Origin of the sequence: Streptomyces sp. NRRL WC-3605 (genome assembly GCF_001509795.1) — a bacterium.
Taxonomy (GTDB): Bacteria; Actinomycetota; Actinomycetes; order Streptomycetales; family Streptomycetaceae; genus Streptomyces; species Streptomyces viridochromogenes.
In genome coordinates, this window is record NZ_LLZN01000127.1 from 22684 (window position 1) to 35542 (window position 12859).

Annotated in this window: 14 protein-coding genes and 1 other RNA gene; 8 read left to right on the plus strand and 7 right to left on the minus strand. The window is 73.9% G+C overall.

The genetic code is table 11. From position 1 onward, the window contains the following. Nucleotides 1-37: 37 nt before the first annotated feature. Both ADL34_RS33720 and ADL34_RS33725 read left to right on the plus strand, forming a co-directional pair. A complete protein-coding gene (locus tag ADL34_RS33720; protein ID WP_062667397.1) occupies nt 38-1117 on the plus strand; it encodes a Zn-dependent alcohol dehydrogenase in 1080 nt (359 codons plus the stop codon). A 22-nt stretch (nt 1118-1139) separates the two neighbouring features. Next, nucleotides 1140-2078: a 3-oxoacyl-ACP reductase gene (locus ADL34_RS33725; RefSeq protein WP_062667399.1), complete on the plus strand. Its 939-nt coding sequence runs from the start codon at nt 1140-1142 to the stop codon at nt 2076-2078. 73 nt (nt 2079-2151) lie between these two features. Here the strand turns inward: ADL34_RS33725 and ADL34_RS36505 are convergent, their stop codons facing one another. Both ADL34_RS36505 and ADL34_RS33730 read right to left on the minus strand, forming a co-directional pair. Then, nucleotides 2152-2319: a hypothetical protein gene (locus ADL34_RS36505; RefSeq protein ID WP_086870911.1), complete on the minus strand. Its 168-nt coding sequence runs from the start codon at nt 2317-2319 to the stop codon at nt 2152-2154. A gap of 95 nt (nt 2320-2414) precedes the next feature. Further along, nucleotides 2415-3569, minus strand: a complete 1155-nt coding sequence (locus ADL34_RS33730; protein ID WP_062667401.1) for a hypothetical protein — start codon at nt 3567-3569, stop codon at nt 2415-2417. A 246-nt stretch (nt 3570-3815) separates the two neighbouring features. On the opposite strand from ADL34_RS33730, the gene ADL34_RS33735 reads away from it, so the two are divergent. Genes ADL34_RS33735 through ADL34_RS33745 form a run of 3 tightly spaced genes read left to right on the plus strand, consistent with a single transcriptional unit; the run spans nt 3816 to nt 6687 of the window. Beyond that, nucleotides 3816-4670: a Nif3-like dinuclear metal center hexameric protein gene (locus ADL34_RS33735; protein ID WP_062667403.1), complete on the plus strand. Its 855-nt coding sequence runs from the start codon at nt 3816-3818 to the stop codon at nt 4668-4670. Next, nucleotides 4667-5410 (plus strand): zinc ribbon domain-containing protein, encoded by a 744-nt coding sequence (locus tag ADL34_RS33740; RefSeq protein ID WP_062667630.1) that lies wholly within the window; start codon nt 4667-4669, stop codon nt 5408-5410. Before ADL34_RS33735 ends, ADL34_RS33740 begins: the two co-directional genes overlap by 4 nt. A gap of 11 nt (nt 5411-5421) precedes the next feature. Next, nucleotides 5422-6687: a bifunctional RNase H/acid phosphatase gene (locus tag ADL34_RS33745; protein ID WP_062667405.1), complete on the plus strand. Its 1266-nt coding sequence runs from the start codon at nt 5422-5424 to the stop codon at nt 6685-6687. Here ADL34_RS33745 and ADL34_RS33750 read toward each other — a convergent pair. Both ADL34_RS33750 and yaaA read right to left on the minus strand, forming a co-directional pair. Beyond that, entirely contained in the window at nt 6670-7302 is a 633-nt protein-coding gene (locus ADL34_RS33750; protein WP_062667407.1) for a bifunctional 4-hydroxy-2-oxoglutarate aldolase/2-dehydro-3-deoxy-phosphogluconate aldolase, read from the minus strand. The two genes, ADL34_RS33745 and ADL34_RS33750, sit on opposite strands and share 18 nt — an antisense overlap. Before the next feature lie 84 nt (nt 7303-7386). Then, on the minus strand, nt 7387-8169 hold the full coding sequence (gene yaaA / locus ADL34_RS33755) for a peroxide stress protein YaaA (protein WP_062667410.1): 783 nt from the start codon (nt 8167-8169) through the stop codon (nt 7387-7389). 72 nt (nt 8170-8241) lie between these two features. Here yaaA and ADL34_RS33760 point away from each other — a divergent pair, with 72 nt between their 5' ends. Continuing rightward, nucleotides 8242-9678: an RNB domain-containing ribonuclease gene (locus tag ADL34_RS33760; protein ID WP_062667412.1), complete on the plus strand. Its 1437-nt coding sequence runs from the start codon at nt 8242-8244 to the stop codon at nt 9676-9678. On the opposite strand, the gene ADL34_RS33765 is transcribed toward ADL34_RS33760, so the two are convergent. Further along, the gene (locus tag ADL34_RS33765; RefSeq protein ID WP_234375171.1) at nt 9629-10231 is read right to left on the minus strand and encodes a hypothetical protein; all 603 of its coding nucleotides are present in this window, start codon (nt 10229-10231) and stop codon (nt 9629-9631) included. The genes ADL34_RS33760 and ADL34_RS33765 overlap by 50 nt on opposite strands. After that, nucleotides 10228-10980 (minus strand): MerR family transcriptional regulator, encoded by a 753-nt coding sequence (locus tag ADL34_RS33770; RefSeq protein ID WP_062667414.1) that lies wholly within the window; start codon nt 10978-10980, stop codon nt 10228-10230. The genes ADL34_RS33765 and ADL34_RS33770 overlap by 4 nt, the downstream gene beginning before the upstream one ends. A gap of 147 nt (nt 10981-11127) precedes the next feature. Here ADL34_RS33770 and ADL34_RS33775 point away from each other — a divergent pair, with 147 nt between their 5' ends. Together ADL34_RS33775 and rnpB are read left to right on the plus strand one after the other, a co-directional pair. Continuing rightward, nucleotides 11128-11706 (plus strand): Uma2 family endonuclease, encoded by a 579-nt coding sequence (locus ADL34_RS33775; protein ID WP_062667416.1) that lies wholly within the window; start codon nt 11128-11130, stop codon nt 11704-11706. Nucleotides 11707-11760: 54 nt separating this feature from the next. After that, nucleotides 11761-12164: RNase P RNA component class A (gene rnpB / locus ADL34_RS33780), an RNA gene on the plus strand. 19 nt (nt 12165-12183) lie between these two features. Here rnpB and ADL34_RS33785 read toward each other — a convergent pair. Then, nucleotides 12184-12819, minus strand: coding sequence for a hypothetical protein (locus ADL34_RS33785; protein ID WP_062667423.1), 636 nt, complete (start codon nt 12817-12819; stop codon nt 12184-12186). Nucleotides 12820-12859 lie beyond the last annotated feature (40 nt).

Below are 12859 nucleotides of genomic sequence, written 5' to 3' on the forward strand. Positions count from 1 at the left end.
TCCCAGTCCCGCCAGCCCGCCCGAGGGGAGCCGCACCATGCGCGCAGCCGTCCTGCACGAGACCGGCCAGGACAAGCTCGAGGTCCTCGACGACGTCGAGGCGGTGGGCTTCGGCCCCGGCAAGGTGAGGGTCCGGGTCCGGGCCACCGGGCTGTGCCACTCCGACCTGTCCGCGATGTCCGGGGTGCTGCCCCAGCCCGCGCCCTTCGTCCCCGGACACGAGGGCGCCGGCGAGATCGTCGACGTCGGCGAGGGCGTCCGCGGCCTGAAGCCCGGCGACCGGGTCGTCCTGTGCTGGCTCCCCGCCTGCGGCGCCTGCCCGGCGTGCCGGCGCGGCCAGACCGAACTGTGCCTGGCCGGTTTCATGAACGCGGGCACCCCCAACTTCCGGCGCCCCGGCGGCGACGTCTTCGGCTTCGCCGGCACCGGCACCTTCGCCGAGGAGGTCGTCGTCGACGCCGGCTGCGCGGTGCCCATCCCCGACGACGTGCCCTTCGACATCGCCGCGCTGATCGGCTGCGGCGTCACCACCGGGCTCGGCGCCGCCCTCAACACGGCCGACCTGGAGGCCGGTTCGTCGGTCGCCGTCATCGGCTGCGGAGGCGTCGGTGTCTCCGTGATCCAGGGCGCGCGGCTGAAGGGCGCCGCCGAGATCGTCGCCGTGGACCCGGTCGCCGCACGCCGTGAGGCCGCGCTGCGGTTCGGGGCCACCCGGGCCGTCGCCCCGGACCAGCTGGCAGACGCCAAGCAGCAGATCACGGCGGGCGGCGAGGGCTTCGACCACGTCTTCGAGGTCGTCGGGAAGTCGGCCACGGCCCGCACGGCGTACGACGCGACCCGGCGCGGCGGCACCCTCGTGATCGTCGGCGCCGGGGCCATGGACGACGTCCTCCAGCTCAACATGTTCGAGCTGTTCTTCGACGAGAAGCGCATCCTGCCGTCCCTGTACGGCGGCGGTGACGTCCTGCGCTCCTACGAACGGGCCATCGCCCTGTGGCGGGCGGGCCGGATCGACCTCGCGGGTCTGATCACGCACCGGGTGCCGCTCTCCGAGGTCAACGAGGCCCTGGACCAGATGCGCACCGGCAGCGCGCTGCGCACCTGCATAGAGATCTGAACCGGCCGCGGAAGGGGTGCCGATGTCACTGCCACTGGAGGGGCGCACGGCGATCGTCACGGGTGCGGGGCGTGGCCTGGGCCGCGCCGAGGCACGGGAGTTGGCCCGGCTGGGCGCGGCCGTCGTCGTCAACGACCACGGGCAGCCCGGCCGGGACGGCACCGGCGCCGCGTCGGCCGGGCCCGCCGAGGAGGTCGCCGCCGGGATCCGCGCGGCGGGCGGCCGGGCCGTCGCCCACACCGGGGACGTCGCCGACTTCGCGCAGGCGGGCGGACTGGTCGCGACGGCGATCGCCGAGTTCGGGTCGCTGGACGTCCTCGTCAACAACGCGGGCATCCTGCGCGACCGCATGGTCTTCTCCATGGCGGAGGAGGAGTGGGACGCCGTGATCCGGGTCCACCTCAAGGGCCACTTCAACACGGTCCGCCATGCCGCCGCCCACTGGCGGGAGCGGGCCAAGGCGACCGGCGCCCCCGTGTACGGGCGGATCGTGAACACCTCCTCGGAGGCGTTCCTCGCCGGGTCCGCCGGCCAGCCCAACTACGCGGCGGCCAAGGGCGGGATCGTCGGGCTCACCACGTCCAGCGCGCTCGCGCTCCGCAAGTACGGCGTCACCGTCAACGCCATCTGCCCGCGCGCCCGCACCCGGATGACCGAGGACGTCTTCGCCGCGCTGGCCCCGCCCGACGACGTGCTCGACCCGCTCGCGCCCGAGCACGTCGCCCCGCTCGTCGGCTATCTGGCGTCCCCGTCCGCCGCCCATGTCACCGGGCAGCTCCTCGTCGTCCACGGCGGCATGGTGGCGGTCGTGGAACGGCCCAGGGTGGCGGCCACGTTCGAGAGCAAGCAGGAGACGTTCACCCACGACGAGCTGGACGCCCTGCTCACCGGGTGGTTCGCGGACCGGCCGCCCGGCGAGACGTTCGCGGCGGCCGAAGTGCTGGGCCTGCGGCGCGGTTAGCGGACTGTGCGGACAGGGGTACGGCCCCGACCCTCCGGGAGGATCGGGGCCGTACGCCGTGCCCGGTGCGGCCTCAGGCCGCCGTCCCGTTCTCCTCGGCCGGCTTGCGGTGACGGCCGCGGGGGGCCGTCTGGTACTCGCTCGCCGAGACGTCACTGGCCGAGACCGGGCCCCGGTGCCGGCCGTGACCGGCGGCCTCCTGGACCTCGGACGACGGCTCGGTCGTGATGGCGTTGCTCATCGGTAAGGTTCACCCCGTAAACATGATCTTTCCAACAGCCGGGTGAGTCTAACCAACCCCGTGAGGGCCGGATCCACGCGTCGCGCCGACCGGCACTAGTTCGTTACAAGACCGCCCAAGGGTGCTTGCTGCAACGGCACGGGACGCGTCACGACGGGACCCGGAGGCTCCGTTTCCCGGGCCGCCGACGGCGCCGGTTCCGGTTCCGTCCGCGCGTCCACGGGGGCGGCCGGCGCCTCCACGCGGGCCACCCCGCACGGGACGTCCGCGGTGGCGTACGGCAGCCGCAGCTCGCCCTCCCGTGTCCACACCCCGGCGCCCGCCAGCCAGCCCTCCGGCGCCGCGAAGTGACGGACCGTCCGCTCGGCGGGCCGCCACACCCCGACCCAGCCGCCGACCGGCCCGTCGACGCGCAGCGCCACCCCGCAGCTCTCCGGCGTCAGCACCTGGCCCGGCTGGATCGCGAACGGCGTGACCTCGTGGTCCGGCATCCGCAGCGACTCCGGGAAACGCACCGGCAGGGTGCTGCCGAGGACGCCCCAGCCCAGCCGCGGCCGCCCCGGCGACGGGGCGTCCGAGCGGATCAGCAGCAGCCCGCTGTCCGGGTCGGCGAGCAGGACCCGGTCGTCGCTGTCCGCCGTGATCTGCAGCAGCGGCGACACCTCGCCGTCCCGCCCCAGATCCACCACGACCGCCTTCGTCCGCCCGCCGGACTCCCGGTCGAGGGCCAGCATCCGCCCCTCCCGGTCCAGCCACACCCCGCCCGAGCAGCGCCCCGGGATCTGCGCGAGCCGCTCCGGCCCGAAGGCGCCGCCGGCCACCAGCCACACCGTGCTGGAGCGCCGCCCCACCGCCAGCGCGTACGCCCGCTCCCCGCCCGGCGCCGGGGGCAGCATCCGCAGCCGGGTCCCGTCGTCCGGGCACTCGACCGCGCCCAGCAGCAGCTCGCCGGTGCCGGGGCCGGTGGGGTACAGCAGGGAGAAGACATGGCGTCCGTCGGTCGGGCGGCGGACGAGGACCCGCCCGTCGCCCATCGGCTGCACCTGCGTGCCCGGCTCCTCCGGCTGGTGGCCGGGCAGGGGCACGGCGTAGGGCTCGGGGCCGTCCAGGGTCCAGCGCTCCGGGAACCAGCAGTCGCCGTCCAGCGCGAGGCGGGCGGCGTAGGAGCCGTCCGCGGTGATGATGCACTCCGTCCGAGGCGCGTCGCCGCTGTCGGACTCCGCCGCGGACTCGATCGCACAGGCCCTCATGGTCCGGTCACCTCCGGTCACGACGCTAGTTTTCGCCCGCACAGCCGAGGCACGAGCAGGTTCCGCTTCACACAAAGGGGTGGCACAGGAACGATTCGCCTGAGGAAACGGGGACCCGTGTGCTGGACGGCGCCGCACGCGGCGCGGGAGCACCCGGGCGACCGGCGGGAACGGCGGACGCGGACGCCGTACCGGCCGCCCCACAGCCGGTACGGCCCCCGACAACGGCCAGGTAGCCTGTCCCTCGTGCCCCGTCTGTCTGAAGTCATCGCCGCGCTGGAGACCCTGTGGCCCGCCGAGCGGGCCGAGTCCTGGGACGCGGTCGGCACCGTCGTGGGCGACCCCGGCCAGGAGGTCTCCCGGGTCCTGTTCGCCGTCGACCCGGTCCAGGAGATCGTGGACGAGGCGGTCGAACTCGGCGCCGACCTGCTGGTCACCCACCACCCGCTCTATCTGCGCGGGACGACGACCGTCGCGGCCTCCCACTTCAAGGGCCGCGTCGTGCACACCCTGATCAAGAACGACATCGCGCTGCACGTCGCGCACACCAACGCCGACACCGCCGACCCGGGCGTGAGCGACGCCCTCGCCGGCGCCCTGGACCTGCGCGTCGTCCGCCCCCTGGTGCCCGACCCGACGGACCCCGACGGCCGCCGGGGCCTCGGCCGCGTGTGCGAGCTGGACCAGCCGCTCACCGTGCGCGCCCTGGCCGCCCGTGCCGCCGAGCGGCTGCCCGCCACCGCGCAGGGCATCCGCGTCGCCGGCGACCCGGAGGCCGTCGTCCGCACGATCGCCGTCAGCGGCGGCTCCGGCGACAGCCTCTTCGACCAGGTGCGGGCCGCCGGGGTCGACGCCTTCCTCACGGCCGACCTGCGCCACCATCCGGTGTCCGAGGCGGTCGCCCACAGTCCTCTCGCGTTGCTCGACGCGGCGCACTGGGCCACCGAGTGGCCCTGGTGCGAGCTGGCAGCAGCCCAGCTCGACGAGATCTCCGACCGTCACGGATGGGACCTGCGCGTCCACGTCTCCGCGACGGTCACCGACCCCTGGACCGCCCACGCGGCGTCCACCACCACCGATTCCACGGGAGCCCCCAACTGAACGCCGCGCCCGCCGACCAGATCCGCCTCCTGGACGTCCAGGATCTCGACGTCCGCCTCCAGCAGCTCGCGCACAGGCGGAAGTCGCTTCCCGAGCACGCCGAGATCGAGTCCCTCAGCAAGGACCACACCCAGCTGCGCGACCTGCTCGTCGCCGCGCAGACCGAGGAGAGCGACTGCGCCCGCGAGCAGACCAAGGCCGAGCAGGACGTGGACCAGGTGCGCCAGCGCGCCGCCCGCGACCAGCAGCGCCTGGACTCCGGTGCCGTCACCTCCCCGAAGGACCTGGAGAACCTCCAGCGCGAGATCGTCTCCCTCGCCAAGCGCCAGGGCGACCTCGAGGACGTCGTCCTGGAGGTCATGGAGCGCCGCGAGTCCGCCCAGGAGCGCGTCGCCGAGCTGACCGAGCGCGTCGGCTCCGTGCAGGGCAAGGTCGACGACGCCGTCGCCCGCCGGGACGCCGCGTTCGAGGAGATCGACGCCGAGGTGGCCACGGTGACGAAGGAGCGCGAGGTCGTCGCCGCCGCCGTCCCGGCCGACCTGCTGAAGCTGTACGAGAAGCTGCGCGAGCAGCAGGGCGGCGTCGGCGCGGCCAAGCTGTACCAGCGCACCTGCCAGGGCTGCCGACAGGAGCTCGCCATCACCGAGCTCAACGAGATCCGCGCGGCCGCCCCCGACACCGTGGTGCGCTGCGAGAACTGCCGCCGCATCCTGGTCCGCACGGCCGAGTCCGGCCTCTAGGAGCCGGTGCCGTGCGGGAGTTCATCGTCGAGGCCGACGGCGGGTCACGGGGCAATCCGGGGCCCGCGGGCTACGGCGCGGTCGTGATCGACGCGGCCACGGGCCAGACCCTGGCCGAGCGGGCCGAGTACCTCGGCGTCGCCACCAACAACGTCGCCGAGTACCGGGGCCTCGTGGCCGGGCTGCGCGCCGCGCACGAACTGGACCCGTCGGCCACGGTGCACGTCCGCATGGACTCCAAGCTCGTCATCGAGCAGATGTCGGGCCGCTGGAAGATCAAGCACCCGGACATGAAGCCGCTGGCGTTCGAGGCGGCACGGATCTTCCCGCCCGCCCAGGTGACGTACGAGTGGATCCCGCGCGAGCGGAACAAGCACGCGGACCGCCTCGCCAACGAGGCCATGGACGCGGGCAGGCGCGGGGAGCGGTGGAGCCCGCAGGACTCCACGGCGGAGCTGGAGGCGGCCGACGCGAGGGCTGCCGCCGGTACGGCCTCCGGGGGAGCCGTGGATGCAGGTACGGCCTCCGGGGGTGCCCGGGATACCGATACGGCCTCCGGGGGTGCCCGGGATACCGATACGGCCTCCGGGGGTGCCCGGGACGCCGGTACGGCCGCGCCCCCCTCGGCCGGCTGGGCCCCCGCCGACATGGGCGCACCCGCCACCTTCGTCCTGCTGCGGCACGGCGAGACCCCCCTCACCCCGCAGAAGCGTTTCTCGGGCAGCGGCGGCACCGACCCGGCGCTGTCCGCCGCCGGCCGGGAGCAGGCCGAGCGCGTGGGCGCCGCCCTCGCCCGGCGCGGCACGATCCAGGCGGTCGTGGCCTCGCCGCTCGCCCGCACCCGGGAGACCGCCGCCATCGTCGCCGGCCGCCTCGGCCTGGACGTCACCGTCGAAGAGGACCTGCGCGAGACCGGCTTCGGCGCCTGGGAGGGCCTCACCTTCGGCGAGGTCCGCGAGCGGTACCCCGACGACCTGACCGCCTGGCTGGCCGACCCCGAGGCCCGCCCCACCGGCGGCGGCGAGAGCTTCGTGGCGACGGCGGAACGGGTCGCCGCCGCCCGAGACAAGCTGATCGCGGCCTACGCGGGCCGCACGGTCCTGCTCGTCACGCACGTCACGCCGATCAAGACGCTCGTCCGCCTGGCCCTGGGTGCGCCGCCGGAGTCCCTGTTCCGCATGGAGCTGTCGGCGGCCTCGCTGTCCGCGATCGCGTACTACGCGGACGGCAATGCGAGCGTGCGGCTCTTCAACGACACCTCACACCTGCGCGGCTGACCGGCCGAGACCAGCCGCCTCGCGGGCCAGCGCCTCCACCCGCCCCCAGTCCCGGGCCGCCACCGCGTCCGCCGGGAGCATCCAGCTGCCGCCCACACAGGCCACGTTGGGCAGGGCGAGGTAGTCCGGAGCCGACGCGGGACCGATGCCGCCCGTCGGGCAGAACCGCACCTGGGGCAGCGGCCCGTACAGCGACCTGAGGTACGCCGTGCCGCCCGCCGCCTCCGCCGGGAAGAACTTCAGCTCCCGCACCCCGCGCTCCAGCAGCGCCACCACCTCCGACGCCGTCGACACCCCCGGCAGATACGGCACCCCGGACGCCCGCATGGCGTCGAGCAGGGCGTCCGTCCAGCCGGGGCTGACCAGGAACCGCGCCCCCGCCTCCGCCGACCGCGTCACCTGCTCGGGCGTGAGCACGGTGCCGGCCCCGACCACGGCGTCCGGCACGGCGTCCGCGACGGCCCGGATCGCGTCGAGCGCGGCCGGGGTCCGCAGGGTCACCTCGATCGCGCGCAGCCCGCCGGCGACCAGCGCCCGGGCCAGCGGTACGGCGTCGGAGGGGTTGTCGACCACGACCACGGGGACGACGGGTGCGAGATCCAGGACCGATGTCATGGCGCACATCCTGCCGACGGGAAGCAGTCTGCGCAAAGCCCGTTGCATAGACTGCAATGCGACGGTGCGACATGCAGGTGCGCGCTAGTGAACCTCGTCCACGAGCACGTCCAGCGCCCACGGCTTTCCAGCCCCGGCCGGTGCCTCGGCCTCCACCTCGTACCCGAGGTCCCGCAGCGCCTCGACCAGCTCGGCCGGGCCCTTCGGCGCCGCCCCCTCCGTCAGCAGGCTCCGCACGATCCGGCCCTTCGTCGCCTTGTTGAAGTGGCTGACGACCTTCCGGGTCGGCGCGTGCAGCACCCGGACCGTCGCCGTCCGCCCGGCCACCTCGCCCTTCGGCTTCCACGCCGCCGCGTACGCAGCCGACCGCAGGTCCAGCACCAGCCCGTTCCCGGCGGCCTCCGGCAGCACCTCGGCCATCGGCGCCCGCCAGTGCCCCGCGAGCGCGCCCAGCCCGGGCAGCTTCACGCCCATCGAGCAGCGGTAGGAGGGAATGCGGTCGGTGACCCGCACAGCACCCCACAGCCCCGAGAACACCAGCAGCGACCGGGCCGCCCGCCGCTTCGCCGCCGCGTCCAGGGAGGCGAGGCCGAGCGCGTCGTAGAGCACCCCGGTGTAGATCTCCCCGGCCGGCCGGGCACCCGCCATGAGCAGACCGGCGTTCTTCGCGACCTCGCCGCGCAGCCCCTCGCTGAGCCCGAGCACGTCCCGCGCCTTGTCCTCGTCACCCGCGCACAGGTCGACCAGCTCGGTCAGCACGGCCTCCCGTGCCCCGGCCAGCCCCGGCAGGGACAGCGACTCCGGCTTCAGCGGCGCACCCCGGCCGGACGCGGCCTTGCCTTCGGACGGCGGCAGCAGGACAAGCACAGACACTCCTTCGATCGAACCCCGCTCAGGGTACGGCGTGCCCGCCGGGCCCCCTCGCCCTACGCTCGACTCATGCCCCGCCGCCACATCCGCGTGACCGGCGCCCCCGAGGCCCCCCTGCGCGCCGCCCTCACGGCGTTGCGCACCCGGCTCGACATCCCCGCGAGCTTCCCGCCCGAGGTCCTGGCCGAGGCCGAACGCGCCGCGAAGGCCCCCGTCCTCCCCGCACGCGACGCCACCGACGTCCCCTTCCTCACCATCGACCCGCCCGGCTCCACCGACCTCGACCAGGCCCTGCACCTGTCCCGGCGGGACACCGGCTACCGCGTCCGGTACGCCATCGCCGACGTCGCCGCCTTCGTCGTACCGTCGGGCGCGCTCGACCGGGAGGCGCACCGGCGGGTGACGACCCTCTACTTCCCCGACACCCGCGTCCCGCTGCACCCCGCCCAGCTCGGCGAGGACGCCGCGAGCCTGCTACCGGACCGGGACCGCCCCGCCGTCCTCTGGACGATCGACCTGGACGCGGAGGGCCGTACGGTCGCCGTCGACGTCCACCGCGCCCTGGTGCGCAGCCGGGCCCAGTTGGACTACGCGGGTGTGCAACGGCAGATCGACACGGGGACCGCCGAGGAACCCCTGGCCCTGCTCAAGGAGATCGGCGAACTGCGCGAGCGCCTGGAGCTGGAACGCGGCGGAATCTCCCTGAACGTCCCCGAACAGGAGATCGTCGAGCACGACCACACCTACGAGCTCGCCTACCGCGCACCCCACCCCGCCGACGCCTGGAACGCTCAGCTCTCCCTGCTCACCGGCATGGCCGCCGCGGAGCTGATGCTGGCCCACGGCACCGGCGTCCTGCGCACCCTGCCCACCGCCCCCGACGGCGCGGTGGGCCGGCTGCGCCGCACCGCCCGCGCCCTGCACATCGAGTGGCCGCACCACGTGTCGTACGCGGCGCTCGTCCGCTCGCTCGACCCGCACCGGCCGCACCACGCGGCCTTCCTCCAGGAGTGCACGACCCTGCTGCGCGGCGCCGGCTACACCCCGTTCCGCGACGGAGAGCTGCCCGCCCTCACCACCCATGCCGCGGTGGCCGCCCCCTACGCCCACTGCACGGCGCCCCTGCGCCGCCTGGTCGACCGCTACGCCTCGGAGATCTGCCTCGCGGCCACCGCGAGGGACCCCGTCCCCGACTGGGTCCTGGAGGCCCTCGACACCCTCCCCTCCCGTATGACCGAAGGCGCCCGGCGCGCGGGCACGGTCGAGCGGGAGTGCGTCGACCTGGTGGAGGCGGCACTGCTGAAGGACCGGGTGGGGGAGGAGTTCGACGCCTGCGTGATCGAGGTGGACGACCACCGCCCCACCACCGGCGTGGTCCAGCTCCACACCCCCGCGGTCATCGGCCGCGTCGACGGCCCATCCCCCCTCCCTCTCGGCGACCCTCTCCGCGTCCGCCTCACCCAGGCCGACCCGACGACGGCGAAGGTGCGCTTCGAGCCGGTGTGAGGCCGCTGACGAGCCCGGCGGCGTCCTCGGCGTACAGCCGGACCAGCCCCACCTCCCGCCGCCGCCCGAGGAGACCGGTGTGGACGACGGGCTCCGCGAGCTCCAGTGTCACGTTGGTCTGCGAGCCGACGGCCAGATTCAGCTCGCCCTCGGCGGCCGCGTGGGTGGTCCGCAGCTCACGCCGCACCCGCGCGACACGGTCCACCGGTATCCGCAGATCGACATGCCCGGCCTGCCGGACCCGCAGTACGCCGGGGAGGAGCACATGGGGCCGTACGACGGAAGCGGCATGCATCCCGAGCACGAGCACCAGCGTGTAGACGTCGACCGCGAACCACACCCCCCGCACGACCGGATGGCCGCGCAGCAGCACGGACATCATCACCGACTCGATCACGACCACGAACCCGAAGCCGAGCAGCATCACCCCCTGCCCCCGCGCGTAGGGGAACGCGACCCCGCCCCGCACCCCGTGCCGCCGACGGGCCACCCACAACCCGATGCTGACCAGCAGCCGCAGCTCATGCCGCATCAAGGCGGCGACGGCCCTCACCCCTGCTCCATGACCAGCGCCAGCGCACGACGGACAGCCTCGGCCTGGGCGGGCGGGAAATCGGCGTAGAAGGCCCGCAGAAAACCGTCGTCGGAGTCGATCTCGAGCGTCTCCGGCAGCACCCCACGGGGCAGACAGTCCACGAGGGCACGGGCCGCCTCGTCCACCCGGGGATCGGCCGGATCGGCGTCGGCGAGGTCGTCGAGCAGGGCGTAGGCGGCGAGGGCCCGCTCCTGCCCACCCGGCACGGCGAGCGCGTCGCCCAGCGCGGCCATGACGGCCTCGCCGGTCTCGTCCCCCGCCGCGGTCTCGATGAGAGCGAGCAGCTCACGGTCCTTGGCGGCCATCGGGGAGTCGGTGACCTGGGACATGTCCCGGAACAGCGCCGCCAGCCGGGGCGACACGGGCCCCTCGGCGGGCAGCCCGCCCTCCGTGTCCAGCAGGGCCTTCAGCCGCGCCCGCCGCTCCCGTATGGCGGCCTCCTGCCGGGCGAGGTCCGCGTCGAGCTCGCCCAGCACCTCGGCGAGGTCCTTCCCGGCATCCTCGGCCAGCACGTCCCGCACCTCCGCGAGCCCCAGCCCCAACTCCGTCAGCCGCCGGATCCGCGCCAGCACGACGGCGTGCCGCAGGGTGTAGTCCCGATACCCGTTGGCCAGCCGCTCCGGCTCGGGCAACAGCCCCTGATGGTGGTAGTGCCGCACGGCCCGCGTGGTGACGCCGACCGCGGCGGCGAGTTCTCCGATCCGCATGGGACCAGTAGAGACGTTGACGTCGCGGCAGGGTCAAGGGACGGCGGGGCGGGCGCTGTGCCACGATCGAGGGAACGGTTTCCGATCTCCCGGACAGGTGATCTTCCGATGTCCCAGTCTGACGGGCGACAGAAGGAGGGGCGTGACATGACCGCCATGGCCCACGAGCCGCTCACACAGGAAGACGTCCTGCTGGAGGGCTTTCTCGCCCTGGACACTCCGGAGGGTTTCCGGGCCGAGCTGGTCGAGGGGGAGATTGTTGTGACGCCGCCGCCGGACGGGGATCACGAGGACTGCATCGGGTTGATCGTGGAGCAGGTGATACTGCACTCCCGTACGAAGATGCAGTTCGCCGGGACCAAAGGGTTGGTGCTGCGGAGCGGAGAGGGTTCCCCGAGGGACCGGGTAATCCCCGACGCCACATTCGCCCCCAGGGAAAGGCGCCTGTACCGAGGTGCGGACCCATGGATGCCGGGCGACGGCGTGAGCATGGTGCTCGAGGTGACATCGACCAAACCCAGAGCCGATCGGGAAGCCAAGCGGCGCTCTTACGCCCGTGGCGGTATCCCGCTCTATCTGCTCGTCGATCGTGAAGCGGGCTCGATCACGCTGTTCAGCGATCCGGTGCAGGACGATTACCGAGGGCACTGCACCCGCCCGCTCGGCAAACCCCTCGCCCTCCCCGCCCCGTTTGCATTCGAACTGGAGACGACGGACCTGCTCTGACGCCGCACGGCGACGGCGGCCCCGACCGCCCGGTACCATAGTCGACACGGCAGACGAGCCGGGCGGGCGGCCGCGTGGAGTCCCTCAGGGGGCTTCCCGAGGAACGTCCGGGCTCCACAGGGCAGGGTGGTGGCTAACGGCCACCCGGGGTGACCCGCGGGACAGTGCCACAGAAAGCAGACCGCCCGGCACTCAGGTGCCGGGTAAGGGTGAAACGGTGGTGTAAGAGACCACCAGTGCCTGGGGTGACTCAGGCAGCTAGGTAAACCCCACCCGGAGCAAGGTCAAGAGGAGCGCTGTAAAAGGCGCTCTGCGCGGACGATCGAGGGCTGCCCGCCCGAGTCCGCGGGTAGACCGCACGAGGCCGGTGGCAACACCGGCCCTAGATGGATGGCCGTCGCCGACGGGCCCGCGAGGACCCGTCGGAACAGAACCCGGCGTACAGCCCGACTCGTCTGCCGCCCCCGTTCCCCGGGCTCAGCCGCCCAGCGCCGCGATCGTGTTCGGCTCCTTCTCCAGGAGGGCGGAGATTCCCGCCTGTTCGGCCAGGGCCCGGCGCCCGGGGTCGGCCTCGTCGCGCTCGGTCTCGTACTTCCGCCACTCGGCGGGCTGAAGGAACAGCATGTCCCCCGTGTCGGGGACGACCATGACGCCGCCGAACGCCGGGTCTCCCGCGAACCAGGCGCCGCTCGCGGCACCTTCGGGCCAGCGCCGGGTCAGGGAGGCGTTCAGCGCGCGCATCGTGTGGGCGCCGTGCCCGCCGCGGACCGGCAGCTTCAGCGTGTGGACCGTACCCAGCAGCAGCCAGTCGGAGCCGCGCCGGTCCACCCGGTCCCGGTACTCCAGGGGGTACGTCCGCAGCACCCGCTCGCAGACGTCGAGGCGCCGGCCGTGGCGGACCTGGAGGAGAAGGAGGAGCAGGATGAACAGGCCGGGCACGATCGGCAGGACCGTCAGGAACGTGTTCGGTACGCCCGCCCCGGTCAGGGCGAAGGGCAGTGCGATCAGGACCGAGCCCAGGGCGGCTCGAAGAAGCACGTGCCGGGATCGGGCCGATCTGTTGTGCGCGACGATCTCCGTCACCTCGGGCGTCCGGCGCGGCGGCTGTGGCATGGGGTGTCTCCTCGGGTGGGGGCAGCCGTCAGGGTAGGGC